Raw genomic sequence first — 24,930 nt, 5'->3', positions numbered from 1 at the left:
TAAAGGCTTACCGCTTATGACCACCTCCGCTGCCTCCCTCTCCCAAAATCAAGCCGTGCTCGACGCCCTCAGCCGCTGCGTTGTAGCCTGCGAGCTATGTGCCGATGCCTGCCTGCACGAAGAAAACGTGCAGATGATGGTTCCCTGCATTCGCCTCGACCGGGACTGTGCCGATATCTGCCGCCTCACGGCCGCCTTCATAGCCCGCGGCTCCGACCACGCCCGACACGTCCTCAAAGAGTGCATTGAAATCTGTCAGAAGTGCGCCGAAGAATGCGGCCACCATGAGCATGACCACTGCCAGCAATGCGCGGCGGCCTGCCGGGCCTGTGCCGAGGCTTGCCGCCAGTACCAGGGGTAGGAGCAAGCACTCCAGCCACTAGCACGACGAGCTGTTCTCGGGCGTTACCGCGCCGCCCCAGGCGCTTCTACCCCACTGAGTTGCAACGACAGGCCAAGGACGTAGGCATGCACGTTTTGCTGCTTGCCTACGTGGGCCAGCTCGGCAGCGGCTTGCCAGCGCTGCACCAGCCCACCCGTAGGTGCCACCGCTTCCCGCAGCTGCCCCGTATTTTCTTTGAACTGATGGCGCACACACTGCACGGCGTCAAAATCGCCTACCCAAGTGGTGTATGTGTAGTCGTAGTAAGTATTGAATACCTGATACGTTACGGGGCCCGACCGCTCTACGGGGAACTGATAGAATAAGGGGGATATACCGGGGAAGGCCAGTCCAACGGTAAATGCCCCGGGCCGGCGCGGCCCCAGGATGCTGGCTCCAAAAGATTGGCTCTGAGCTAGTCGCAGCTGGCCGGCGTCATCCGTCTGGAATTCAAGCGGCGTGCTACCCCGGTGCCAGACCTGAACCCGTTGGTGAGGTAGAACATGGCCGGCTGCGTCGCGCAGGGTAAGCCGCAACTCGTAGGAAGCTGAACGCTGGCCCAGCGTAAACACAAAGAAAATGCCGCCGATAACCGCCACGGCTACCCCTCCTACTATGTACAATACGTTCATCATTGGCAGAGTGGCGCCTGGTACGAGCACCGGCGAAAGATAGGAATCCGACGCTGACCGTAGCTTTCCTTAGGGCCTTGATGCTCCTACCCCCAACAAATGGCAAGCGGGCCCGCTTCCCTACCCCTGCTCGGGGCGCGAAACCTTGCGGGTGCCCTGGTAGAGCTCGTACTTAAGCAGGCGGCAGTCGATGGGGCCGTTGTAGAGCGGAATGCGGCGGGAGGTTTTCAGGCCGATGCGCTTGGCAGCTTCCAGGTTGCCAGTAAACACGTAGGCATCGTAGCCCTGAAAGCCGCTTTTGAGCGTATCGCCGATGGTTTTGTAGAGGGCGTCCATTTCGGCCTCTTCCCCAATCCGTTCCCCGTAGGGTGGGTTCATGATGACGATGCCGGGCTCCTCCTTGGCGGGGGCTTTGGCTTCTTTCACGTCGCGTACACCCAGCCGGATAAAATCCTCCAAGTCAGCGGCAGCTACGTTCTGGCGGGCCAGTTCAATGTACTCGCGCGACAAATCGGAGCCGGCGAGGTAGGCCTGGGGCTCTTCCAAGCGGGCCTGTCGGGCGTCCAGCTGCACCGATTCCCAAAGGGCCGCGTCGAAATCAGCCCAGTTTTCAAAGCCAAACTTGCCCTGGTGGTAAAGGCCCGGGGCAATGCGCTGGGCAATCATGGCGGCCTCAGTGAGCAGGGTTCCGGAGCCACACATTGGGTCGATGAGCGTTTTCTTGCCATCCCAACCAGCCAGCAGCAACAGCCCGGCGGCCAAGGCCTCATTGAGCGGGGCCACGTTGGTTTGCTGCCGGTAGCCACGCTTATGCAACGATTCGCCCGAGGCATCGAGGCTGAGCGTTACCTCGTTTTCAATCATGTGCAGGTGCAGCCGGATCTCGGGGTTTTTCACGTCCACGCTGGGGCGGCGGCCCAGGCGGTTACGGAACTGGTCCACAATGGCGTCCTTGGTGAGCTGGGCCACGAACAGCGAATGCTCAAACGTGGATTTATTGACAACGGCCGTAATGGCAAACGTTTGGTCGGGGTGAATGAAGCGCTGCCAGTCGATGCGGCCTACTTCGCGGTATAGCGCCTTTTCGTCGCGGGCGTAAAAACCAGCGAAGGGCCGCAGGATGCGCATGGCCGTGCGGCACCACAGACAGGCCTCATAGAGCAGTTGCGTATCGCCGACGAACTCCACAGCCCGCTGTCCAACTTTTTCAATTTTGGCCCCCAACTGGCGCAGTTCTTCAGCCAATACTTCTTCCAGCCCAAACTGAGTGGTGGCGGTCATGTAAAACGGTGCGGAACGGCGGTTAGCGGCCATAAAGGGGGTAGTGAGAAGCGAAAGAAAGCAGCAAAGGTCGGGAATATTGGTTGGTGCGTGCCTATTTGCTTTAATACAGCACGGCTAAAATTCCGAGGAGCGTCTATATTTAAGCCTATCTTCCCTCTATTCACTCCGCCTCTGCATGGCCGCTCCCATCACGTCCTCTCCTACCCCCACGGCCAGCACCAACCGCTCCTACGCAGGGCCCATGGTGCTGATGACTACCTTGTTCTTCCTGTTCGGGGCCGTCACGAACTTCAATGACGTGCTGATGCCCTACCTTAAGGATGTGTGTCAGCTCACAGACTTGCAGTCGTCGGCAGTGCAGTCGGCGTTTTTTGGAGCATATTTCCTGATGTCGCTACCGGCTGGGCGGCTGCTCGAGAAGTTGGGGTTCCAGCGTGGTATCGTGCTGGGCCTGCTGATTATGGGGGTTGGGGCTTTGTTGTTTGTGCCGGCAGCCAACTCGCGCACATTTGCCTTGTTTCTGCTGGCTTTGAGCTTGCTGGGCGCTGGTATCACGCTGCTGCAGGTGGCGGCCAATCCCTACGTGTCGGTGTTAGGGCCAGCACGCACAGCAGCGAGCCGGGTGAGCATTGTGGGGGTAGCCAACGGCTTAGGCGGCACTATTTCGCCCCTTATTGGAGGGCTTATTCTGTTCGGCGGCTCGGCCGTTCTCAAGGCCCAACTGGCCCAACTGCCCCTTGAGCAGCGTCTCACCCAGGAGGCTACCCTCGTCAAGCCTCTGTACCTTGGGCTAGCTATCTTTTTGGCGGTGTTAGCGGCCCTGTTTTTCCTGGTGCGGCTGCCAGAGGTTGAAAGTATTCCGGCCGATGAAGAAACTGCAGCTGCCCAGGCTGCCGCTGAAACCGGCCGCCGCTCAGCCCTCGATTTTCGTCACCTAGCGCTGGGCGTGGTGGCTATTTTCACTTACGTAGGCGTGGAAGTGGGCCTGGGCTCCTTCCTGATACGCTACGGAGAAAGCCAGAACATCAGCCAGCTCAGCGGCTTCACCCAGGAGTTGGTGCGCGGCCTGAGTGTAGCCACTAACTGGGCCGCTGCCTTGTTCGGCAACACCCCTGACCCCATCGACACTAGCAGCGGCTTTACCAAGGCTGTGGGCGCGGTATTGGTGTCCTCGTACTGGTTTGGGCTGATGATAGGTCGCATTATCGGGATTCCGCTCCTAACCCGATTTGATGCGCGCAAGCTGCTGGTGGGAGTTTGCGCGGCGGGCACTTTGTTCGTAGTAGCTTCCTTGCTCAACCACGGCGAAACCGCCCTGTGGCTGGTAGTGCTCTGCGGCCTTTGCAACTCTATTATTTGGCCCGTGGTATTTCCGCTGGCTATTACAGGCCTGGGCAAATTCACAAAACAGGGCTCCTCTTACCTGATTATGGCAATTGTAGGCGGAGCCATTATTCCGCCTCTTATGGGCTGGTTGGCTACCAATGGCGGCGGCTTGCGTGTTGCTTTCATTATTCCGGCGCTGTGCTACGCCTACCTGCTGTTTTATGCCACGCGCGGGTACCGGGTGCGCTAGCTGCCTGACTGATGCTTTAAAAGGTCCACTACCCTATCAGGTAGCGGACCTTTCTTTTGTAGCCCACAGTAATCCCCACAATAGCCAAACGGCTACCTTTGCCCCGAAATCACCTTCAGCGCTTTTCGTATGGCTTCGGCTCCCGTTCTTGAACACCACGTTTCTCTTCGCCCCTACAACACGTTCGGTCTGGATGTAAAAGCGCGGCTTTTCGCCCGGTTTACATCAGAGGAAGAACTGCGGGCACTGCTGGCGCTGCCCGAAGTGCAGGCCACGGAGAAGCTAGTGCTGGGTGGCGGTTCCAACTTGCTCTTCACCCGCGACTTCGACGGCGTCGTGCTCAAAAATGAAATCCGGGGGCTTGCTATTATCAGTCAGGATGAGGAAACCGCCCTGGTGCGGGCCGGGGCCGGCGAGTCGTGGCACGGGTTGGTGCAGTACACCCTGGACCAGGAGTTGAGCGGCATCGAGAACCTCTCCCTGATTCCGGGCACGGTAGGCGCGGCGCCGCTCCAGAACATCGGGGCCTACGGCTCAGAGTTGAAGGATACGTTTGAGCAGCTGGAAGCTTTGGAAATTAGTACCGGACAGGTGCGCACCTTTTCGGCCAATGAGTGTGGTTTCGGTTACCGGGAAAGCGTGTTCAAAGGCCCACTGAAAAACCAGTACATCGTAACGGGTGTGGTGCTGCGCCTGCACCGCCAGGCCCGGCCCAACGTCAGCTACGGGGCCATCAAAACCACCCTCGAAGACATGGGCATCGGCGGCGAGCCTACCCCTCGTGAGGTGAGCGAAGCCGTGATGCACATCCGCCGCAGCAAGCTCCCCGACCCCGCCCAAATCGGTAACGCCGGCTCCTTTTTCAAGAACCCGGAAATCTCCCAGCTGAAATTCGATGAACTGAAAGCCCACTACCCCGAGCTGCCAGGCTACCCCGTACCGGGCGGCGTGAAAGTGCCGGCCGCTTGGCTGATTGAGCAATGCGGCTGGAAGGGCCAGCGCCGGGGTGCCCACGGCGTGCACGACAAGCAGGCGCTGGTGCTGGTAAACCACGGCGGTGCCCAAGGCCAAGACATCCGGGAACTGGCCCACGACATTATTGGCTCCGTGCGCGAAAAGTTCGGCATTGAACTGCACCCCGAGGTCAACATCTTCTAGTTGAGTCCACTTACTCACATCACACTAAAAAGGCAGCTCCTGATCAAGAGCTGCCTTTTTAGTGTGAGTCTCATGCTCTTTCTGTGGAACAGAAGCCTCAAACAAGAAAGAATAGGAAAGCGCGTTGCAGAGTCCAGAGGAAGTAAACCACTTATACTATCTACTGGCAATATCCACTATGCTTCTTGCCACTATTGTTTTTTGGAGCTTCCTGTGGGTTTGCTTGTGTTTACTGCTGTGTGCCCGCCAACTCACTACTGCCCCACGCTGGCTGGCAGCAGCGGCCTTGGCATGCGGAATGCGTGCTTGTGCGATTTTGCTACCCCTATGGCTAGGCAAAGGCCTGTCTATTCTGCTGTCGATGCTCCTTATTTACGGCTTGCACTGGACTACGCCAACTGAGGCTGGACTACAGCGAATGCTGCCCAAATCGGGCAGAGTTGTGGTGCCGGTTGTACTCCTGGTGGCCGCTGGGCTTTTCATTGATGCTGTTGTCTCCCGCTACGGCTTTCGTTTGCTGACTACTGGTGAGAAACTCTACTATGTGCTTATGCCAGGGCTCGAGGAGGAGCTGTTTTACCGGGGTGTGTTGTTGGGCATTCTGAGCCGTGTCTTCCCGAAGGTGGTGCCTTTACCCGGCACCTACACAAGCTGGGGTGGCGTGGTAGGGGTAGCACTCTTTATACTGGGCCATGGCCTCAAATTTCCGGTACGGCTGTTCGAGCTAGGCCACGGCATGGAGCTGTGGCAATATGTTGGCGCATGGGTATCACCCACTCATTTTCCTCTGCACACTGTAGTGTACCATTTTGCAATGGGCAGTTTGCTTTTGTGGGTGCGTGAGCGGACTAACTCTTGCTGGGTGGCTGTGGGTGCCCATTGTTTGCTTAATAGCTGTTTGGTAGTTGGGCACGCGTGGGTGTAGCCGGGCTCCTGTGCAGAAGGGCGTTCCCGCCTACCCCTACTTCCAACGACGCTGAGCCCAGGCCTGGCGCTGGCTAGGCTCCTGAAATGTCCAGGCCACTACCCGGCTGATTTTCTGTCCCTGGCTCATATCCAGCACTTTCACCTCCGTGGCACCCACCTGGCCCAGGAAATAGTGGGCACTCCGCAGCGTTTCTTTTTTGGAGATGAGCGATGAAAACCAGAGTACCTGAGTCGCCAGCGGTACGCTCTGCGTTACCATGCGCTTCAAAAAACCTTCCTCGCCGCCTTCGCACCAGAGTTCCGTATTCTGCCCGCCGAAGTTCAGTACAGGCTCGGCAGCTTTGGTTTTGGCATAGCCCAAGTTGCGGCCTTTGCGGCGGCTCCCGGCGGCAGCATCAGCGGCGGAGGTGTGAAACGGCGGATTGCAGATAACCAGGTCGAACTCTTCCCGGGGCTTCACGATGCCTGCAAAGATGTCCTCCTTATTGCCTTGCAAACGCAAATCAATGCGACCAGCTAACACGGGATTAACGGCCACCATGCTTTTGGCAGCGCGCAGAGCTACCGCATCCACTTCTGAGCCCACAAACCGCCAGCCGTACACCTGCGTCCCGATGATGGGATACACGCAGTTCGCGCCTACCCCCACATCCAGCACATGCACCGATTTATCTCGCGGAATCACGCCCGCGTGGTCGGCAGCCAGCAGGTCGGCGGCATAGTGCAGGTAGTCGGCCCGGCCCGGAATCGGCGGGCAGAGGTAGCCGGCGGGCACATCCCAATGTGCTACCCCGTAGTGTTGCTTGAGCAGCGCGCGGTTTAGGGCCTTCACGGCGGCCGGATTGGCAAAATCAATGCTGCTGTCGCCGGTGGGGTTAGGAATGACGAAAGAAGCTAGCTCGGGGCTGGTTTGCACGAGTTCCGGGAAGTTGTAGCGGGCGGCGTGAGGATTGCGGGGGTGCATATGGTTGAAAATGAGAAGCTGAAAAATGGGTCATTCCGACCGTAAGGAGGAATTTAAGTTTGCCTGCTGGAGGCTAACCCAGATTCTTCCCTACAGTCGGAATGACAGTGAATGGGCAGATTATTTAAGTACGGCTACCGTAGCACCGTCGCCGCCACGGTCGGCGTGCTCGTCGGCCACGCTGGCTATTTCCCGGACGCGGTGCAGGTAGTCGCGCACCACCTGGCGAAGAACGCCGTTGCCTCGGCCGTGCAGAATCTTGATTTCCGGAATGCCCAGCATCACGGCATCATCTACGTACGCCATGATGCGATTAAGCGCATCTTCGGCCCGCTCCCCGCGCAAATCCAGGGTCGTATTGAAACCTGACATACGGCCGGTGATATCGAGGGTAGCGTGCTGGGCCGGGGCCTTACGAGCCGCCTCCTTTTCCCGCTCCCGAATCTCGGACCGCGTCAACTTTTCGAGCTGATTCACCTTAACGATGGTTTTGAGGCCGCCGAAAGAAACCTCAGCCGTTTTGCCCTTCACCGCCATGATTTCGCCGTGCCCCTCCTGACCCAGCAGCGCTACCTTGTCGCCGGGCTTAAGCGTGTTGGGGTCAGCTAGCTCACGGGTAGCTTTGGGCTTGGGCGGCTCAATCTGCAGCTTTTCCCGCACAAAGGTATCCAGCTTGCCGCGGGCCTCCTTGGTGCGCTCCTTCTCGGCCTGTCCTACCCTGATTTCCTGGATAGTAGCTTCAATCTGCTGGTTAGCATCTTTAAGCAGCATTTTGGCCTTGGATTTGGCCTCACGCAGCACATCAAGGGTCGTATCGTCGAGGTACTTCTTAAGGTCCTGATATTCCTGGGCGGCCTTTTTCATACGCCGCTCCTGCTTGGCTGCCTCGGCCGTGCGCTGCTCCAGCTCAGTTTTCTCTTTTTCCAAGCCTTCCAGCAGCCGGTCGTAGCGGATTTTATCCTTGCCCACCAGCTGAGTAGCGCGCTCTACAATCTGCTTAGGCAAACCAATTTTGCGGGCAATTTCGATGGCGAAGCTGGAGCCGGGTTTGCCGATTTCGAGGCGGTAGAGGGGCTGCAACTGCTCAGGGTCGTAGCGCATGGCCCCGTTGATGATGCCCGGGGTGCGCTCGGCGTAGTTCTTCAGGTTGGTGTAGTGAGTTGTGATGACCCCGAAGGCACGAGCCCGGTTGAGCTGCTCCAGCACGGCTTCGGCAATGGCGCCGCCTAGGCTGGGCTCGGTACCCGTCCCAAACTCGTCAATCAGCACCAGGCTGCGCTTGTTGGCCAGCGTCACGAACTGCTTCATGCTGAGCAGGTGCGAGGAATACGTACTCAGGTCGTTTTCCAGGCTTTGCTCGTCGCCGATATCCAGGAAAATATCATCAAACACGCCCGCCTCCGACTCTTCGCCGGCCGGAATCAACAGTCCGCACTGCAGCATGTACTGCACCAGACCTACCGTTTTCATGCTCACCGATTTACCACCGGCGTTCGGCCCTGAGATAAGCAAGATGCGCTGTTCTTGATTTAGCTCAATATCTAGGGGCACTACCTCGCGTGGGTCGTCCTTGGCGTGGGCCTGGAACGTGAGATAGAGCAACGGGTGCCGCACCCGCTGCCACCGAATATGGGGACGTGGGTTGAGTACCGGCAGCACCGCTTCCAGCTGACGCGCCAGTTGAGCCTTGGCCCGAATAAAATCGAGCAGGCCAAGGTACTGATATGCCTTGCGCAGGTCCGGGATATGGGGGCGCAGCTGGGCCGTGAGCTGGGTCAGAATGCGCACCAGTTCGCGCTGGTAGGCATTTTCCAGATCCTTGATGTCGTTATTCAGCTCGAATACGGCTTCCGGCTCAATGAACACCGTCTGGCCCGTCGCCGACTCATCATGAATCAGGCCTTTTACCCGGCGCTTGTGCTCCACAATTACAGGTAGCACCAAGCGGCCACCCCGGATAGTGGGCTCGGCACCCTCGGGCACCCAGCCTTCCTGGCGAGCGTGGCGCAAGATACCGGCAATCTGCTTACGCAGTTGGCCCTGGCGGTTAATCAGTTCCTGCCGAATCTGGCGCAGCAGCGGGGAAGCATCCTCGCGCACCTGTCCTTCATCGTCCACCACCTTGTCTAGGTTGGCCATTAGGTTGCGGTCCACCTGCACCCCGATGCCCAACAGGCGTAGGGTTGGGTACAAGCTTTCTTCGGCGCGGGTAAAGAAAGTCAGCGCTTCCCGGATGGTGCGCAAACTCATTTTCACGGCAAAGAAGGCCGCTACATCCAAGTAAGAGCCAGGCAGGTTGGCGCGCACCAAATGCTGGTGCACATCGTGATAGTGCTGGCTGGGAAAATCGGCGCCACTGTTCAGGAGCTGGCGAAATTCGTCGGTTTGCAGCAGTAGTTTTTCCAGCTGATCAGCCTTAGTCTGAAACGACATCTTGGCCACAAACTGCCGGCCCAGTGCGCTTAAGCACAACTGTTCCAGCATTTCGCGCAGCTGCGAAAAACCTATTTTTTGCTCAAAGTTCTGAGGAAGAATCAAACGAAGTAGTTGGTATTGTGTACTTGATAATGGGATGGGAATGCGAAGATAAACACTCGCGAGGGCGGGAAAGATTCAATAAATTAAATGTAACATGAGGCCTTAGCTCCTCTTCTACATTACGCCTTCCACGCCCAGCCCAAACAACGCGAAATCATACTTCACCGGGTCCAGGGGGTCGAAGGTACGGAGGTGGGCGGTGAGTTCTTCGGCAGCCAGCCAGTCAACCTGCTTGCGCTCCAGCAGGCCCAGACGCCGCGCTACACGCTCGACGTGCACATCACAGGGGCAGATGAGGTCGGCAGGGGAAAGGCGGGTCCAGAGCCCGAAATCGACGCCGCGCGGATCAGGGCGTACCATCCAGCGCAGGTACATATTCACGCGCTTGCAGGCCGAGCCGCGGGCGGGAGTAGCTACGTGCTTGCGGGTGCGTTGAGGGGCATCGTCGAGGCTGAAGAACAGGTTATGGAAGTTTTCCAGGCGCTCCTTCTGCGTGCTGCCGCCCAGAAACGCATCCTCCAGGGTCTCATGCCTCTGGTAAAACCAGCGAAGCCAGTGCACGAAGTACAGCAGGTCGGTATCGCAGAATGTTCGGTGGCAGAAGCCCAGCAGCCCTTTCAAATCTTCGTCGTGGTGCTGGGTAATGAACTGGTAGGGCGCGTCGTCCATGCGGCGCAGCAGCTCATTGCATTTACTGATGATGGTAGGGCGGCGCCCCCAGGCCAGCAGGGCCGCAAACAACCCGCTGATTTCCACGTCCTGGCGCTGGGTGAAGCGGTGCGGGATGCTGATCGGGTCGGCGGCAATAAAGGCGGGTTGGTCGTAGCGCTGGTATTGTTCTTCGAGCAAAGCTCGAACCTGGGCGTGATTCACGGCGGCAGAATAGAATTAGGCGACTACTATTTCTAGTTGGAGGTAGCCGGCGCTGATGGTGAGGTAGGCTGGAAGCGGGCTATGGCTTGATTGAACTGAGAAAGCCGCCGCAGTTTCCGGTTACCAACCGTTTCGGCCCGGCGTAGCGCCAGTGCGCGTTGGGTCGGAGTCAGCTGCTGGTGCAGAGCAGCCACCTGGCGCATGGCCTCCACCCAGAGGATATGGGCGCTGGTTGTGCGCATCTCGTTCATTAGCAGATACCAGCAGTAGCTTTCCACCGGATCTGCCTTCAACCGATACCCTTTCTTGTACCAAGTCCCTAGGCGAAGCGCCTGCTGCATGATGGTAGTACTATCGGCCGGAGTAGCCGCCGATACGTACGCTGCTACCTGCTTGCTAAGCTGCAAGGGGTAGGCGGCCAGCGGCGGAGCTGGACTGTCGGCATAGGTGCTGTCGCAGTGGTACTGAAGGTACACCAGACTGGGAAAGTCGCCGGCCGCGGCACTGGCCTGCAGCCAAGCTAGCACCTGCTTTCTACTGATTAAGCCTGAGTACCACAGCTTACTGGCCAGTGCCACATGCGCTGGTGCGTGCTGCTGGCGGGCCGCCTTGATTAGCCACTCAACAGCAAGCGTGTCGTTGCGGCTGGTGCCCTGGCCATTGTGGTAGGCTATTCCCAACTCGTACTGAGCTGGCGCACTACCTTGTTCGGCGGCTTGCTGCAGGTAGGGCAGCGCCTGCTCAAACTCGCCGCTCTGCTGGTGGTGATGGGCCCGCTCCAGTGGGTGGCTACCCGGCTGGGCCTGACACCAGGAACCCAGCCCCAACAGCAAGAACAGTATGCAAATACAACGCATTCGTTACGGCACGTAGCTGGTTTCTACCCGGAAGCGCTGATCGGGGGTAGCTAGGCGCTGCACCGCTTTCTTGGAGAGGCGCACCAGAATGTTGGTATTCTCGCCCGTATCGGGCAGGGGCCCAATTACGCGCACGTACACCGATTGCCCATTCATGATGTTTCGCACCTGCATAATAGTACCTACCGGGGCGGTTTTGTGCAGGGCCAGGTACTTATCGGAAGCATCCGTCTGGATAGCCGTGGCAAGGCCGCTTTCCGACACCCGGCGCACAATTTCGCTGGCGCGGGAAGGGCCCCGGTCTCTTTCGGCGGCTTCGACCGCCGGATCAGCAGGCGTCACGGCTGGAGTGTTGGCCGAGTCGCGGGCCCGTTCCCGAGCGGCTCGTTCGCGCGCCTCCCGCTCCCGGGTTTCGCGCGCTACACGCTCGGTTTCATCGTCGCGCTCCGGGCGGGCCGTTGGTGCGGGCCGGGCCGGGGCAGCAGCCGCCGGAGCTGGAGTAGCAGCACGGGCCGGCGCGGCGGCGCTACCTGCCCCAGCAGCTACAATCACCGTCTGGCCTACGCGCACATTGTAGTTAGCCGGGAAGTTATTGAGCCGATATAGCTCGGCGGGAGTTGTCTGGAAGCGGCGCGCAATGGCGAACAGCGTCACGCCGGGCTCTACTTTGTAAATGCGGTTGCCGCGCGCATCGGTGGGTAGGGAGCGGATAGCAGCGGAGGTTACCGGAGCGGCGGGCCGAGCCGCAGCTGGTTGGCTCAGCACTACCCTGTTGCGAGGTACCAGCACAATCTGACCGGTCACTAAAGCCCCCTTCTGCCCCGAGTTAGCTTCTACAATCTGCTCCACCGGCACTTTGTAGCGGCGAGCCAGCCCGTAGAGGGTTTCACCCGGCCCCACGCGGTGCTTGATCAGCATGATGTTGTTGCGGTACTCTACCCCAATTGAATCAGGAGGCGCTACGGGTCGAGGGCCAGCGGCGGCCGTAAAACCAGTGAGAGCAAGCGCGGTAGTCAGCAACGAAAATCGGAACATACTAAAGAGAAGCAGGGGTAGTAAGCAGGCAGGCCAGAGGGGATATGCACCTGCTTACATAAAGTTTGCCGAAAGTTACGCATTCAACCGAAAGCCAGCGCTACTATATGACACCAAGGCTTTTTTATTGATTGATTTCAGGACATTTCTCACCTGACTTCTCAACGACATGGCCTGCGTGGTTTGTCTTTGATGACAGCGGCCGGACGGCGTGAGCAGAAATTTCCGTTTTTTTGCGGCCGTCACCCTACCCCCTTCCGCACATGCAAGCCATCGGTATTATCCCCGCCCGCTACTCTTCCACTCGCCTGCCCGGCAAGCCGCTGGTTGATTTGGCGGGACAGTCCATGATTCAGCGGGTAGTAACCCAGGCCCGGCAATCGAGCCTGAGCCGGGTGGTGGTAGCCACCGACGACGAGCGGATTCTAGCGCATGTGCGTGATTTTGGCGGCGAGGCCGTGCTGACCTCTGCCGACCACCCCAGCGGCACCGACCGGGTGTGGGATGCCTACCAGCAGCTCCAGACTACCGCCGACTGCATCATTAACATTCAGGGCGACGAACCCTTTATCCACCCGGCCCAGATTGACGCGCTGGTGCGCCTTTTCGACCATTCCCAACCGCCCCAGCTGGCCACTCTGGTTAAGCCGGTTGTTAATGAGGAAGAGCTGTTCAGCCCCCACCTGCCCAAGGTAGTGTGCGATGCTGCCGGCCACGCGCTGTACTTTAGCCGCCACCCCCTACCCTATCAGCGGCAGCAAGACCCAGCCAACTGGCTGCAGCACCACCGCTACCTGCGCCACATCGGCCTCTACGCCTACCGCCCCGACGTGCTGGCCGAAATAACCCAACTCTCCTCTTCCGCGCTGGAGCTGGCCGAAAGCCTGGAGCAGCTTCGGTGGCTAGAGCACGGCTACCGCATCCTGACGGCTGAAACCGAGCTGGAAACCATCGGCATTGATACGCCCGAGGACGTAGAGCGGGCGCTGAATTATCTGGGGCGCGGCGGGCAGTAGCGGGCTTACCCGGCGGTAGGAGGCGCCGGCAGTTCGCCGGTGGCCCGGCTGGTTACGTGCTGTTCGGCCCCGCTCTGGCGCTCATCGTTCATTTCCTTGGAGAGAAAGAAGTTGAGGGCCGTCCGGATAACGGCAATGGCTCCGAGCTTGCCGATCTGCTCCCAACTTGGCGCAATGGCCGTGGAGAGAATATCGGCGCCAAGCTGAAACTCCAAGGCCAGCGCCAAGTAGCGCGCCAGCGTCAGGCGGATGGCCGTAAAATCGGCGGTACGCCGGGCCAGCAGGGCTTTTAGAAACAGGCGGGCCGCTACCCCAATGCCCAGCGCAATGGTCAGGGCCCCCACGGTTTCAACCCCGAGCTTAAGCCACTGCACGGCGCTGATTACGACCTCTTCGGCCTGGGTATACACAGTTATGGTCTCAGGAGCAGCAGGCATATCAGGCCAGAAGAGAGGTAGAAGCCGCGGAAGTTTGTGCTGGCCGGGCCAAGAGGAGAGCGGACGGGGTCCGACAATAAGCAATTAGTACAAGGCTTACTGCCAAACCTGGCTACTGTTCCGCGCCGTTTCCAGCCCGCCACAGTAGCAGGCCAAGCGGCCGTGACAAGCACGGAGGCCTTATACGGGTGCTACCGGGAAGCCGCTGCCAACTACCCGCCCGCTTTCTTGGCTTTGTAGCCCTTCTCCAGCAGCACGGCCATTACTTTGTCACGGAAGTCGCCCTGGATGAGGATTTCGCCATCCTTCACGTTGCCGCCCACCGCGCATTTGGTCTTGAGCAGTTTGCCCAGCTCCTGCAAATCAGCCTCCTGCCCTACAAAGCCCGTGATGAGCGTAACCTGCTTGCCACCCCGGGCTTTTTTATCAAGCTGCACGCGCAGGTTTTGCTGCTGCGGAGGCAATGTAGCCACGGTGTCATCACCCGTTTCTTGGTATTCAAAATCGGGGTTGGTGGAGTACACGACCCCTTCGCGGCGGTTTTTATTGGCTTTCATATGATGAACTTGTGAAATAGTGAGTTGAGGCACCAACGTGCAAAGAGAACAGCAAACTCACCATTTCGCAAGTTCACCGTCTCATTGCTACACCGCTACCTCCAGGGCCTGAGGCGTGAGTTGTACCTCAAATTCGGTGGCGTCGCCGGCGTAGTCTCCATCTACGTGGAAGCCAAGCAGGTGCTGGGTCCGGACGCGGATGTGGTGGCTGGTGTGGTACACGGCTCCGCCGGAGGTAGGCAGCGTGCCCAGGGCTAGCCCTACCCCTACCCGCACCGCCCGCAGCAACGGCAGCGCATCAATCAGGCACACATCCAGCAGTCCATCCTGAATATTGGCGCGGGGCGCGATGTAGGCATTGTTGCCGTACTGAGTGGCATTAGCAAAGGCCAGCACGTAGCAGTTGGTTTCTACTACCTGCCCATTCAGCTCCACCTGCACCGGTACGGACCGGTAGGAGCGGTATTCGCGCAAGGCTACCTTCACGTAGGTACTCAGCCCCCGCGTGCCGGCCTGGGCAAACATCTTGCTTACGTGGGCATCAAATCCCAAGCCAGCCGTGCAGAAAAACCAGCGCCCATTGATGCGGCCCGCATCGATGCGCTGAAAGGTGGGCTGGCAGGCCCGGCGCACGGCTCCCGGCAAATCAAGGGGTAGGCGCAGGTGGCGGGCCAAGCCGTTGCCCGAGCCGCGGGGCACAATGCCCAAAGCCGCCGTACTACCCAGCAACCCGCGGGCCACCTCATTCACCGTGCCGTCGCCGCCCACGGCCACTACCACCCGGCACCCCTCAGTGGCCGCTAAGCGCGCCAGTTCCTCCCCGTGCCCGGCGTATTGCGTGGGCCTGATTTCGAAGTCGGCTCCGGCGGCAGTGGCGTAGCGCGTGAGCAGCGCGGGCACGTCTTGGGTGCGGTTGGTGCCAGAAGTCGGGTTCAGAATAAAGCAGATGCGCACGAGCGGTGAGATGGTGAAGTAGTGAAATGGCGAGTTAAAGATAGAGCCAGCTAGCGGAGCGGCATCAATGCAAGCGGCCGCAACGAAGCAGCAGCTTGCAGGCTGTTGAGAAGGTAGGAGGCCGACGACTTCCGCATGGTGCTTCGTTTCCGGTTGTGTCGTATGCTCTCACCACACGCTACCTACCCTAAAAACGCAAACAAAACCGCCTGCCCGGTTTCCCAGGCAGGCGGCTTTAAATCAGCAGAAAGCCCGAAAGCTTAGCCGTTCATTTTCTCGCCCAGCTTCTGGATGAGGTCGGCGGTGCGGGTAGAGTAGCCGGTTTCGTTGTCGTACCAGCCTACTACTTTCGCCAGGGTACCGTTCACCGAAGTAAGCTGCGAATCGAAGATGCACGAGTGCGTGTTACCTACGATGTCGATGCTCACCAAGGGGTCGGTGCTGTACTCCAGAATGCCTTTCAGAGCGCCTTCGCTGGCCGCCTTCTGAATGGCTTCGTTGATTTGCTCCTTGGTAGCTTCGGTTTTCAGGATTACGGTCAGGTCCGTCGTCGAGCCGTCTGGAATAGGAACGCGCATGGCAATACCATCCAGTTTGCCCTTCAACTGGGGCAGCACCAGACCTACAGCCTTAGCGGCACCGGTGCTGGTTGGGATGATGCTGTAGGCAGCGGCGCGGGCGCGGCGCAGGTCTTTGTGAGGCGCGTCCTGCAGGTTTTGGTCAGAGGTGTAGGCGTGCACCGTGGTGATGTAGCCTTTCTCAATGCCGAACGCGTCGTCGAGCACCTTCGCCATGGGAGCCAGGCAGTTGGTGGTGCACGAAGCGTTGGAGAGGATGGTTTCCTCGCCGGTTAGGATGTCTTCGTTCACGCCCAGCACTACCGTCGGGATGTTGCCGGTAGCGGGAGCCGAAATAACTACCTTCTTGGCACCAGCCGTCAAGTGCTGACCAGCACCGGCCTCGTCCACGAAGCGGCCAGTCGATTCCAGCACTACGTCAACACCCATCTCGCCCCAGGGCAGCAGCTTGGGGTCGCGCTCAGCCAGAGCGTGAATGCGCTGGCCGTTTACGGTCAGGCTCTCTTCGTCGTATGCTACAGTGCCATCGAAGCGGCCGTGTACGGAGTCGTACTTCAGCAGGTGCGCCAGCGTTTTATTGTCCGTGAGGTCGTTGATAGCCACGACTTCTACGTTCTCGCGCTGCAGCAGCGACTTGAACGTCAGGCGGCCAATGCGGCCGAAGCCGTTAATGGCAACTTTGATTTTAGCCATAATAGTATGGGGAAATGGGAGGTTTATCGGTCCGGAGGGGCCGGGTGAAAACGCGGAGCGAAGGTAACGGGCTCGGGGTACTTCGCCAAATCAATCCCAATATCCTATAATAAGGCCCTGGGAGAACCCCGGAAAGCATAAGCAGCCCGGCGGCCACTAGCCTCGCCCGTCAAAAAATTTCGGCTTGAAAATCAGCCAATTTACCCCGCAGGGCAGATTTTTTTCAAAACCGGGTATTGCGCTGAATGTTTGGCTTCCTATCTTTGCATCACCAAAACGGAACAAGGCCGCGTAATCTGGTCCGTTCGTCTAGGGGTTAGGACTGCAGATTTTCATTCTGCCAACAGGGGTTCGATTCCCCTACGGACTACTCGCCTACCGTTTTGGCTCTCTTCCTTAAAACCCGCTCATCTTCCCGGTGAGCGGGTTTTTCTTTTCTACCCCCTCCCCTGCTCCCAACCCGCCGGCAGGAGCTGGCCGGGGTATGGTTACCCCGCTGGGTAGGGTTGCCCCGCCAGATGGGGGTAGGTGCCTGATTATGCGGACAATAGGAACACCTATACGCCACTCTATACCGTTCAGCCAAGCTCCACACTGCCCATACGACGACATACGTGAGCAGAAAAAATAACGGCTAAACGCCGTTTTCTCCCGTAAGGGGGGATAATCATCATTCTGCAACGGCTCATGTCCCGCACAATTATTGTTTCGAACCGTCTTCCTACCAAAGTTCAGCGCACTGAAGATAGCCTCACGTTTCAGCCCAGCGAAGGTGGGCTGGCTACCGGATTAGGCTCCATCTATCGGCAGGACGGCAATGTGTGGGTAGGCTGGCCCGGGCTCTTTGTGGAGGAAGAATCCGAAGAGCAACACATAGAAAAGGAGTTGAGCGCCGATAGCATGGCGCCAGTGTTCCTGACCGAATCGGAAATACGCGACTTCTACGAGGGCTTCAGCAACTCTACCCTCTGGCCTACTTTCCACTACTTCCCACAGTACGCTACCTACGAGCAAGCTCACTGGGAGGCTTACGTGGCGGTGAATGAGAAATTCTGCCGGGCCGTGCTGGAGCTGGCCGGCCCCGAAGACACCATTTGGGTGCACGACTACCAGTTACTACTGCTGCCCGAAATGCTGCGCAAGGCCCGCCCCGACTGCACCATTGGTTTTTTTCTGCACATTCCGTTTCCTTCCCACGAGCTGATTCGAGCGCTGCCCTGGCGCTCGGAGATGTTGCGCGGTATGCTGGGTGCCGACCTGATCGGGTTCCACACGTTTGGCTACATGCGCCACTTCCTGAGCGCTGTGTCGCAGGTGCTGGGGCTTTCTTCTACCAATGGGCAGATTGAAATGGCCAACCGAACCGTCCTCATCGATGCCTTCCCAATGGGCATTGACTACGGGCGCTTCGCTGAGGTAGCCGCCTCTGAGGCCGCTCAGCAGCACGAAGCTGAATACCGTGCTGCGCTACGCGACACCCGCGTTATTCTTTCCATCGACCGGCTTGATTACTCCAAGGGTATTGCCGAGCGTTTGCGGGCCTTTGAGGTATTGCTGCAGCGCTACCCCGAGTGGCGCGAGCAAGTCAGCCTGATTATGGTGGTGGTGCCCTCCCGCGACCAAGTAGCCCAGTACGCTGCCCTAAAAGAGGAAATTGACGAACTGGTGGGGCGCATCAACGCCCAATATCGCACCATCACCTGGACGCCCATTCATTACTTTTACCGCTCCTTCCCTCTCGAGGAGCTTTCGGCCTTGTACCGCTTGGCTGAGGTAGCGCTGGTAACCCCCATGCGCGACGGTATGAACTTGGTGGCCAAGGAGTTTGTAGCCAGCAAGGCCGATAACCGGGGCGTGCTGATCTTGAGCGAGCGAGCCGGGGCTGCCCGGGAACTGTCGGATGCTCTCATCATTAACCCTACTGATACCCGACAGCTAGCCGAGGCCATGCACGATGCCTTGGTGATGTCTGAGGATGAGCAGGAACACCGGATGGCCTCCATGCGCGCTCTGGTGCGGCAATACGACGTGTTTGCCTGGACCAAGCTCTTTATGGACCGCCTGGCTTACAGCAAAATCAAGCAGCTTACGTTGGCTACGGAGATGCTAACGCCGGAGGTCACGGCGCAAATGGTGGAAGAGTTTCGGGCTGCCAATCAGCGGCTGCTCCTGCTCGACTACGATGGCACGCTGATGCCGTTCCACAACCTCCCCCAGCGTGCTAAGCCCGACCAGGAACTGCTGCTGCTGCTGCAGGCCCTAACGGCTGATCCGCAGAATCATGTGGTGATCATCAGTGGCCGCGACCGGAAAACCCTGCAGAACTGGCTGGGCCACCTACCCCTCGATTTCATTGCGGAACACGGCGTATGGCTGCGGCCGGCCAGCGAGGACTGGCAGCTATTCCAACCTCTGAACAACAACTGGAAGCAGGACATCCGACCCATTATGGAGATGTACGTGGCGCGCACGGCCGGCTCCTTTATTGAGGACAAAGATTACTCCCTGGTGTGGCATTACCGCCGCGCCGACGTGGAACTGGGCGACGTCCGGGCCCGAGAGCTACTGAACCACCTCACCTTTATGACTTCTAACACCGAGCTACAGGTGATGGAGGGCAACAAGGTAATTGAGGTGAAAACGGCTGGCATCAACAAAGGCACGGCAGCTGCCCGCTGGCTGGCGGCGTATAATCCCAGCTTCATCCTGGCCCTCGGCGATGACCGCACGGATGAGGACACGTTCCGGGCCCTGCCCGAGGAAGCCTATACCCTCAAAGTAGGATCCGGCGCCCGTTCTTTAGCTCGCTTCAATATTCCTTCCCCTACGGAGGTTCGCAATCTGCTGCGCAGCCTGCTATAGCGCCTGCTACCCCCAGAAAAGCGACAAACCCCTATCTCCGCGCGGAGGTAGGGGTTTGTCGCTTTTCTGGGGGTAGGAACTTTTAAGAAGTGTATAGATGAAACCCAGAACGTCATTATCCCTTGTCAAGAAACAAGTTCTGAGTTTCGTCTATACACTCTAGCGATTCACTTTTTCAGATGAAGTTCGGTTTAGCCAGTTTCTGGGCGATGCGGTAGGCGGCGTTTACCAGTCCTACGTGGCTGTAAGCCTGCGGGAAGTTGCCCCACTGCGAACCGGTTTTGGCATCTACGTCTTCGGAAAGCAGCCCCAGGTGGTTGGTGTAGGTGGTCAGCTTTTCAAATTCAGTAATAGCCTCCTCTACCCTACCCACGCTCGCCAAGGCCTCTACATACCAGAAAGAGCAGATCAGGAAGGTGGTTTCGGGCGTGCCGAAGTCATCGGCGTGGCGGTAGCGGTAGAACAAGCCTTCCGGCGTTTTCAGCTCTTTTTCAAGGGCTGCCAGGTGGGTGCGGGCCCGTTCAGAGGTGGGGTCGAGGTAGCCCATCAGGATGAGCTGCATGGAGCTGGCATCGAGGTGAGGCGAGCCGATGGCGTTGGTGTAGGCACCCAGCTCAGGGTTATAGCACTGCTCGATGTGGTCGGCGGCAGCCTGCATCAGACGCTCGGCCCGGGCTTCCATTTCGGCATTGCCCAGGGAGCGAGCTACTTTGCGCGCAGCGTGGCTGCCGGCCCAATGAAACAGGTAAGTATAGCAGTGATACTGAGCTAGATTGCGAAATTCCCAGAGGCCGGCATCGGGCTGGTCCATGGTGGCGTCAATCAGGCTGAGGGTCTCGTACACCAGCTTTTCCGGGTTGGGCCGCTCGGGGTCCAGGAAGCGACAGTCCACGTACAGCGGCAGCAGGGCCACTAGCACCTGTCCGTACACGTCATTTTGGATGTGGGTGTAGGCATCGTTGCCAATGCGCACGGGCTGGTTGCCGAGGTAGCCGGCCAGGGGTAGTTCCTGCTCCACTAGCTCCGACTTCCCACTGATACCATACAGCGGCTGGTACTTGCCCTTGATTTTGGTGGAAATGTTGGCGATGTAATGGAAGTAGCGCTCCATCTCCTCGAAGTGACCAATGTTGTTGAAGGCCGTGAGGATGTAATAGGTGTCGCGCATCCAGCAGTAGCGGTAGTCCCAGTTGCGGGTGCTGCCGGGGGCCTCAGGCAGGGAGGTAGTGCTAGCCGCAATAATAGCCCCGGTGTCCTCGTACTGGTGAATTTTGAGTGCCAGCGCCGAGCGGATTACTTGGTCCTGCCGGAAGTTACTGATGCTGGTGCTTTTCACCCAGATGCGCCAGTAATCAATGGTAGAGCGCAGGAAACGCTCAGCAGTGCTTTCCAGGGGTGCTTCCAGCGGAGCGCCGTAGGTCATTACCAGATATTTGGTTTCGTTGAGCACGAAATCCTCCTCATCTAGCACATACGTCAGCGGAATGTTGGTAGTGAGGCGGATTTCCTCCTCTAAGCCCAGAAACGCAATATGGTTGGAGCTCCGGCGGCGGTTAAGTTCCAGCTCGCCGTACTGCCCTACCGGCCGACAGGCTACCCGCACCCGCGGCGAGCCTTCCAGAGGCTCTACCTTCCGAATAAACATCAGGGGCTTGTAGTAGCGCTCGTACTGCTGAAAGCGCGGGGCAAAGTCCGTGACGCGGTAACTGCCGTCGGGGGCCGTAATTTCGGTGCACAGCACGTTGGTGTTGCTGCGGTAGTATTGCCGCGAAGAAAAGCTCAGCGAATCATCAGCGGGCCGAATGCTGTATTCGCCGCCCTTTTTTTCGTCGAGCAGGGAGCCAAACACGAAGCTGCTATCAAAGCGGGGCCAGCAAAGCCAGCGCACGGCCGTGTCGGTGCCAATCAGCCCCAGAAAGGCACAGTTGCCGATCAGGCCGAAGTCGTAGGTATGTTTTGTCATCAGAAGAGAGGTTGTCAGCCCACCGCCAGCCGGCCGGGTTGCTGCATTTTCAGAGGGTAGTACCCCACTCGCGGCCCTGGGGTTGCCGTAGCTTTTTGGTAGCGGGCTGCGTAAGCCTTGTTTTTCGAGTGCCTCACCCCGCAACTTCTCTGCTCTTGGTTTCCGCTACCCCTGCTTCCCCGGCCAAGCCTACTCCCCGGAAAGCCAACCACGTTCCGCTGTATATCACGCTTGCCTTGCTGCTGGCGCTCGTAGCCTGCTGGTTTGCCTGGCCCGATTTTCAGTCGACTATCCGCGAGGGCTGGACCGTGCTCAAGAGCGGCGAGCAGCCCCGCATTGCCGCCTGGATGCAACAGTTCGGCTACTGGGGTCCCGTGGTGATAGTGGCCGCCATGGTGGCCCAGATGTTCTTGTTCGTGGTCAACGTGGTGCTCCTGATTTTGGTCGCTATTCTGGCTTACGGCCCGTGGTGGGGCTCATTGCTGGCGCTGGTGGGCATTATCGTGGCCTCTTCGGTAGGCTACGGACTGGGCCGGGCCTTGGGCGAATCCTTCGTGACGCGAGTGCTGGGCCAGAAAAACGAGCAGAAGGTACTGGATGTGGTGGAGCGCTACGGGGTGTGGGCCGTCATTATTGCCCGCCTTTCCCCGGCCCTCTCCGACGATGCTATCAGCTTTGTGGCCGGGCTGGCGCGTATGGGCTACCTGCGGTTTATGCTGGCTACGGTGGTAGGGGTAGCCCCGCTCATTGCTCTGCTGGCCTACCTTGGCGAGGACAGTGAACGATTGAAGTCAGGACTGCTATGGGTCACGGTGGTCAGCTTGCTTCTGTTTGGAGCCTATGTATGGTGGGACCGGAAGCACAATGGAAAAAAAACTGCCTGACATTGGCCTAGTTAGCTTTATTTGAAAGAAATTTTCCTGACCAGGTATTGCGTTGAACTCTTCGCCTTGTATCTTTGCACCACCAAAACGGAAAAACGCTCTGGTAATCTGGTCCGTTCGTCTAGGGGTTAGGACTGCAGATTTTCATTCTGCCAACAGGGGTTCGATTCCCCTACGGACTACAAAAAGGCCTTCTGCTTCTCGCGGAAGGCCTTTTTTGTTTTGCGACAATGCAGCCGGGAGGTAGGAAATGCTGAAAATTTCAGCGGCCGGAAGTGCCACCGCCCTTGCCAGAATCCTACCTTTGCACAGCTTTCGGTGGGTCGGGAGCTGCTTTTCCATTTGATTGCCGTGTTGAACTTCTCCGGGTTCCGCAGGCTACCGGGCGCGTGGGGCCTGGTCCTGCTGCTACTACTCTGTGGCCTAACTGCTCATGCCCAGCAACCTCTCGTGCGCGACCTGAGCCTGCGCACTGATACTACCCGCTACAGCCTCAGCCGCAACACGGTGGCCGTACAGGGTGAGCCCCATTTGTACTTTACCTACCGCCAAGACGACGAAACGGCCGAGTTGCTGGTGTACCCGGAAGCAGCTGCCCGCAGCCTGCGCCTGCAGCGCTCCGCCGATTTCACCCTGATTGACTCCCTGACGGCCGTAGATGGCGGGAGCTACTATCGGGCTAAGCTGCGGTTTAAGGATTTAGGCGGCAACAAGTTTCTGAGCTTAACCTTCCGCCAAGCAACCGACTCCGTCGGCCGCCCTCCGCTGACTCAAACCGTAAAGCTGCTGCCCGTCACACGTACTTTGCTGGAGTTCCGTCCCTCGGATACGGAGCTTTTCGTGGGCGAGGAAAAAGTGTTTGACCTGATCAGCAACAACCCCAAAAATATTCGCGTCACGCCGGAATGGACCCGCGGGCAGGACATTGACTACCGCATTGAGCAGGAAAAAGGCGTGCTTCGCCTGCACGTACTGCCCAATGCCTTAGGCACGCGCCAACTAACGCTGCGCCCCCAAACCGAGCGCCCTTTCCTGACCGATAACAACCGCCGCGTCACCTACTCCCTACCCCCCATCCGCCAGGAATTTACGGTAAAGGCCTCGCGCCTGCGCTTCCTGAGCGTTGATAAAAAGGAAATAACCCTGGACGAAGCCTCGCGCCGCCGGGGCGTGGAGCTCATTCTGGATAATGGCCGCACCTTCGACCTAAAGCGCACCTACCGCATTGAGGACCAGGAAGAGGCCGGTGGTGCCCTAATTGCCGAACTGTTTACTCGTCAGTACCTCACCAACGACCGGGTGCTGTGCTGGCTGCGGGTATACAACACCCACCGACAGACCGAGAGCTACCTTTACATCAAGGAAAACGACCAGGCCAAGTACGTTACCAACTTCAACATCTCGCCCAAAACCGCCATCAGCGCTGTGAGTGTGCGCCACCGGGGCGGTGACTGGACCACGAACACCAACGTGAACCCGGGCGAAACCGTGGATGTGCGCCTGGAAGGAGAATCTCTGACGCGGGCCCGCTTTCACTTTGAGGATGTGCAGATCATTCCCTCCGACTCCAGCATCCGTTCTGAATCGGCTGTGGTGTACCGTGTGCAGATTCCGGTGACGATTGACAAGAAGCGTATCACCATCTTCAACTCGGGCCAGCCTACTGGACACGCTCTGGCGGTACGGGAGTTTCAGCGTCCTCACCCGCTCGATTTTGTGGGCGTAACCTTCGGTGAAGCTCCTCGTCCCATTACCCGCCTGAACGGACCGGTGCTGTACGATCGTACCGTGAGCGACGTGGTATTCAGTTTTAACACGGCCGGTATCGATTCAGATAAGCAGCTCTACGGTAAGCAATACTTATCCTTTGACATCCGGACCCAAAACGCCAAAGGTGAACTGATTGAGATGCGCACCGTCGATAATGTGATAATATGCCCCGACGAAAGCTCAGTGAGGGCTGCTTTCTATCAGGATAAACAATGTCAAGTAGGAAACATCAGCCTCAATAATTTGCTCTCAGCCCGTAAAACTTATTCGCTTGATGACTGGAGCACGATTATCATTACTGTACGCCATAACCAAGCTCAATATCAAGAGCCGGGCTTCACGCAGAAGTTGGAACTGGTACTGCAGCGCCGCGTAAAGTTTGATATTGACATCAGCTTTCCAGGTGGCTTGCTTACGAAGTACAAAGGAGAATCTAGCTTTACTTCGTTTGGGGGTATTTCCTTGGCTACGCTGGCTCAGTTGAGCTTCTATCACCCCACCAAGATCAACAAACTACGGCCTTACAAAGTGGGGGCTGGCTTTGTGGCACTAAATGCATTCAACCTTAGCCAGGATGCTAATGTGAATCGTGACCTGGGTATTGTGGTGCTAGGCTCCGTATATCCGACCCGCTCTGACGCTAAACTTACCTTCCCGCTCTACATAGGTGGCGGCTACCTTATGAACAAACGCTCTGCTTTCTTCCTGTTTGGGCCTGGTATTGGAATCCGACTGTAAGTGGTGAAATCGAAAGGTTGATGTCCAATACGCTTCAATGAGCAACCCAGAGAGGATAGCTACTGGTAGAAACCCAAAACGCCAATAGCGTTAAGCTCTAGCGGTAGAATGCCTACCCCCTCTCAACCGCGAAAAGCCCCAGCGGGGTGGCACCTCTGCATTCAGCGGTGCCGCTCCGCTGGGGCTTTGAACATCTATATGTCGGAGCTTTTTATTGATGGGCGGACCTTCCACGCCACCTCTCGGGGTCAG

The 24,930-nt window shown here is 58.2% G+C and carries 20 protein-coding genes and 2 tRNA genes; 10 read left to right on the top strand and 12 right to left on the bottom strand.

The window, feature by feature from the left end; genetic code table 11:
- Positions 1 to 16 precede the first annotated feature (16 nt).
- Complete coding sequence (locus tag DNI29_RS11430) at positions 17 to 361, top strand: four-helix bundle copper-binding protein (protein WP_110978227.1); 345 nt, start codon at positions 17 to 19, stop codon at positions 359 to 361.
- Positions 362 to 405: 44 nt separating this feature from the next.
- On the opposite strand, the gene DNI29_RS11425 is transcribed toward DNI29_RS11430, so the two are convergent.
- Positions 406 to 1,017, bottom strand: coding sequence for a hypothetical protein (locus DNI29_RS11425; RefSeq protein ID WP_110978226.1), 612 nt, complete (start codon positions 1,015 to 1,017; stop codon positions 406 to 408).
- Positions 1,018 to 1,134: 117 nt separating this feature from the next.
- Positions 1,135 to 2,328 (bottom strand): THUMP domain-containing class I SAM-dependent RNA methyltransferase, encoded by a 1,194-nt coding sequence (locus DNI29_RS11420; RefSeq protein WP_110978225.1) that lies wholly within the window; start codon positions 2,326 to 2,328, stop codon positions 1,135 to 1,137.
- Positions 2,329 to 2,473: 145 nt separating this feature from the next.
- Between DNI29_RS11420 and DNI29_RS11415 the strand changes: the two genes are divergently transcribed.
- The 3 genes from DNI29_RS11415 (at position 2,474) to DNI29_RS11405 (ending at position 5,957) form a co-directional block, all read left to right on the top strand.
- Entirely contained in the window at positions 2,474 to 3,874 is a 1,401-nt protein-coding gene (locus DNI29_RS11415) for a sugar MFS transporter (RefSeq protein WP_202910430.1), read from the top strand.
- A gap of 129 nt (positions 3,875 to 4,003) precedes the next feature.
- Complete coding sequence (gene murB, locus DNI29_RS11410) at positions 4,004 to 5,032, top strand: UDP-N-acetylmuramate dehydrogenase (protein ID WP_110978224.1); 1,029 nt, start codon at positions 4,004 to 4,006, stop codon at positions 5,030 to 5,032.
- Between the two features lie 361 nt (positions 5,033 to 5,393).
- A complete protein-coding gene (locus DNI29_RS11405; protein ID WP_162303586.1) occupies positions 5,394 to 5,957 on the top strand; it encodes a CPBP family intramembrane glutamic endopeptidase in 564 nt (187 codons plus the stop codon).
- A gap of 36 nt (positions 5,958 to 5,993) precedes the next feature.
- Here DNI29_RS11405 and rlmF read toward each other — a convergent pair whose 3' ends face one another.
- The 5 genes from rlmF to DNI29_RS11380 all read right to left on the bottom strand — a co-directional run bounded on the left by rlmF (position 5,994) and on the right by DNI29_RS11380 (position 12,226).
- Positions 5,994 to 6,923 (bottom strand): 23S rRNA (adenine(1618)-N(6))-methyltransferase RlmF, encoded by a 930-nt coding sequence (gene rlmF, locus DNI29_RS11400; RefSeq protein ID WP_110978222.1) that lies wholly within the window; start codon positions 6,921 to 6,923, stop codon positions 5,994 to 5,996.
- Positions 6,924 to 7,043: 120 nt separating this feature from the next.
- A complete protein-coding gene (locus tag DNI29_RS11395; RefSeq protein WP_110978221.1) occupies positions 7,044 to 9,461 on the bottom strand; it encodes an endonuclease MutS2 in 2,418 nt (805 codons plus the stop codon).
- A gap of 114 nt (positions 9,462 to 9,575) precedes the next feature.
- Entirely contained in the window at positions 9,576 to 10,334 is a 759-nt protein-coding gene (locus tag DNI29_RS11390; RefSeq protein ID WP_110978220.1) for a TIGR02757 family protein, read from the bottom strand.
- A gap of 32 nt (positions 10,335 to 10,366) precedes the next feature.
- Entirely contained in the window at positions 10,367 to 11,191 is an 825-nt protein-coding gene (locus DNI29_RS11385; protein WP_110978219.1) for a tetratricopeptide repeat protein, read from the bottom strand.
- A 3-nt stretch (positions 11,192 to 11,194) separates the two neighbouring features.
- Positions 11,195 to 12,226 carry a LysM peptidoglycan-binding domain-containing protein gene (locus tag DNI29_RS11380; protein ID WP_110978218.1) on the bottom strand — a complete coding sequence of 344 codons (1,032 nt, stop codon included), beginning with the start codon at positions 12,224 to 12,226 and terminating at the stop codon, positions 11,195 to 11,197.
- Between the two features lie 263 nt (positions 12,227 to 12,489).
- On the opposite strand from DNI29_RS11380, the gene kdsB reads away from it, so the two are divergent.
- Positions 12,490 to 13,242, top strand: a complete 753-nt coding sequence (gene kdsB / locus DNI29_RS11375) for a 3-deoxy-manno-octulosonate cytidylyltransferase (RefSeq protein ID WP_110978217.1) — start codon at positions 12,490 to 12,492, stop codon at positions 13,240 to 13,242.
- A gap of 5 nt (positions 13,243 to 13,247) precedes the next feature.
- Here the strand turns inward: kdsB and DNI29_RS11370 are convergent, their stop codons facing one another.
- The 4 genes from DNI29_RS11370 to gap form a co-directional block, all read right to left on the bottom strand.
- Entirely contained in the window at positions 13,248 to 13,679 is a 432-nt protein-coding gene (locus DNI29_RS11370) for a DUF1622 domain-containing protein (RefSeq protein ID WP_110978216.1), read from the bottom strand.
- 212 nt (positions 13,680 to 13,891) lie between these two features.
- Positions 13,892 to 14,236 (bottom strand): translation initiation factor, encoded by a 345-nt coding sequence (locus tag DNI29_RS11365; RefSeq protein ID WP_110978215.1) that lies wholly within the window; start codon positions 14,234 to 14,236, stop codon positions 13,892 to 13,894.
- An 87-nt stretch (positions 14,237 to 14,323) separates the two neighbouring features.
- Positions 14,324 to 15,190 carry a diacylglycerol/lipid kinase family protein gene (locus DNI29_RS11360; protein ID WP_238388066.1) on the bottom strand — a complete coding sequence of 289 codons (867 nt, stop codon included), beginning with the start codon at positions 15,188 to 15,190 and terminating at the stop codon, positions 14,324 to 14,326.
- A gap of 260 nt (positions 15,191 to 15,450) precedes the next feature.
- Positions 15,451 to 16,461: a type I glyceraldehyde-3-phosphate dehydrogenase gene (gene gap, locus DNI29_RS11355; protein ID WP_110978213.1), complete on the bottom strand. Its 1,011-nt coding sequence runs from the start codon at positions 16,459 to 16,461 to the stop codon at positions 15,451 to 15,453.
- A 298-nt stretch (positions 16,462 to 16,759) separates the two neighbouring features.
- Between gap and DNI29_RS11350 the strand changes: the two genes are divergently transcribed.
- Together DNI29_RS11350 and DNI29_RS11345 are read left to right on the top strand one after the other, a co-directional pair.
- Positions 16,760 to 16,831: transfer RNA gene (locus DNI29_RS11350), tRNA-Glu, on the top strand.
- A 317-nt stretch (positions 16,832 to 17,148) separates the two neighbouring features.
- Entirely contained in the window at positions 17,149 to 19,323 is a 2,175-nt protein-coding gene (locus tag DNI29_RS11345) for a bifunctional alpha,alpha-trehalose-phosphate synthase (UDP-forming)/trehalose-phosphatase (protein ID WP_110978212.1), read from the top strand.
- Positions 19,324 to 19,498: 175 nt separating this feature from the next.
- Here the strand turns inward: DNI29_RS11345 and DNI29_RS11340 are convergent, their stop codons facing one another.
- A complete protein-coding gene (locus DNI29_RS11340; RefSeq protein WP_110978211.1) occupies positions 19,499 to 21,286 on the bottom strand; it encodes a glycoside hydrolase family 15 protein in 1,788 nt (595 codons plus the stop codon).
- Between the two features lie 155 nt (positions 21,287 to 21,441).
- Here DNI29_RS11340 and DNI29_RS11335 point away from each other — a divergent pair, with 155 nt between their 5' ends.
- The 3 genes from DNI29_RS11335 (at position 21,442) to DNI29_RS11325 (ending at position 24,678) form a co-directional block, all read left to right on the top strand.
- Positions 21,442 to 22,170 (top strand): TVP38/TMEM64 family protein, encoded by a 729-nt coding sequence (locus tag DNI29_RS11335; RefSeq protein ID WP_110978210.1) that lies wholly within the window; start codon positions 21,442 to 21,444, stop codon positions 22,168 to 22,170.
- 110 nt (positions 22,171 to 22,280) lie between these two features.
- Positions 22,281 to 22,352: transfer RNA gene (locus DNI29_RS11330), tRNA-Glu, on the top strand.
- Positions 22,353 to 22,521: 169 nt separating this feature from the next.
- The gene (locus DNI29_RS11325; RefSeq protein ID WP_123823217.1) at positions 22,522 to 24,678 is read left to right on the top strand and encodes a hypothetical protein; all 2,157 of its coding nucleotides are present in this window, start codon (positions 22,522 to 22,524) and stop codon (positions 24,676 to 24,678) included.
- The last annotated feature ends 252 nt before the right edge of the window (positions 24,679 to 24,930 follow it).

It is taken from the genome of Hymenobacter sediminis (genome assembly GCF_003231285.1).
GTDB lineage: Bacteria > Bacteroidota > Bacteroidia > Cytophagales > Hymenobacteraceae > Hymenobacter > Hymenobacter sediminis.
The sequence above is the reverse complement of the archived record's forward strand: the minus strand, read 5'-3'. Positions and strand labels throughout refer to the sequence as shown.

What these genes read in the sequence shown, in the direction of transcription:
- DNI29_RS11430 (WP_110978227.1), top strand. Translation starts at nt 17, where the DNA reads ATGACCACCTCCGCTGCCTCCCTCTCCCAAAATCAAGCCGTGCTCGAC.
- DNI29_RS11425 (WP_110978226.1), bottom strand. Translation starts at nt 1,017, where the DNA reads ATGATGAACGTATTGTACATAGTAGGAGGGGTAGCCGTGGCGGTTATC.
- DNI29_RS11420 (WP_110978225.1), bottom strand. Translation starts at nt 2,328, where the DNA reads ATGGCCGCTAACCGCCGTTCCGCACCGTTTTACATGACCGCCACCACT.
- DNI29_RS11415 (WP_202910430.1), top strand. Translation starts at nt 2,474, where the DNA reads ATGGCCGCTCCCATCACGTCCTCTCCTACCCCCACGGCCAGCACCAAC.
- murB (WP_110978224.1), top strand. Translation starts at nt 4,004, where the DNA reads ATGGCTTCGGCTCCCGTTCTTGAACACCACGTTTCTCTTCGCCCCTAC.
- DNI29_RS11405 (WP_162303586.1), top strand. Translation starts at nt 5,394, where the DNA reads ATGCTCCTTATTTACGGCTTGCACTGGACTACGCCAACTGAGGCTGGA.
- rlmF (WP_110978222.1), bottom strand. Translation starts at nt 6,923, where the DNA reads ATGCACCCCCGCAATCCTCACGCCGCCCGCTACAACTTCCCGGAACTC.
- DNI29_RS11385 (WP_110978219.1), bottom strand. Translation starts at nt 11,191, where the DNA reads ATGCGTTGTATTTGCATACTGTTCTTGCTGTTGGGGCTGGGTTCCTGG.
- DNI29_RS11380 (WP_110978218.1), bottom strand. Translation starts at nt 12,226, where the DNA reads ATGTTCCGATTTTCGTTGCTGACTACCGCGCTTGCTCTCACTGGTTTT.
- kdsB (WP_110978217.1), top strand. Translation starts at nt 12,490, where the DNA reads ATGCAAGCCATCGGTATTATCCCCGCCCGCTACTCTTCCACTCGCCTG.
- DNI29_RS11370 (WP_110978216.1), bottom strand. Translation starts at nt 13,679, where the DNA reads ATGCCTGCTGCTCCTGAGACCATAACTGTGTATACCCAGGCCGAAGAG.
- DNI29_RS11365 (WP_110978215.1), bottom strand. Translation starts at nt 14,236, where the DNA reads ATGAAAGCCAATAAAAACCGCCGCGAAGGGGTCGTGTACTCCACCAAC.
- gap (WP_110978213.1), bottom strand. Translation starts at nt 16,461, where the DNA reads ATGGCTAAAATCAAAGTTGCCATTAACGGCTTCGGCCGCATTGGCCGC.
- DNI29_RS11345 (WP_110978212.1), top strand. Translation starts at nt 17,149, where the DNA reads ATGTCCCGCACAATTATTGTTTCGAACCGTCTTCCTACCAAAGTTCAG.
- DNI29_RS11340 (WP_110978211.1), bottom strand. Translation starts at nt 21,286, where the DNA reads ATGACAAAACATACCTACGACTTCGGCCTGATCGGCAACTGTGCCTTT.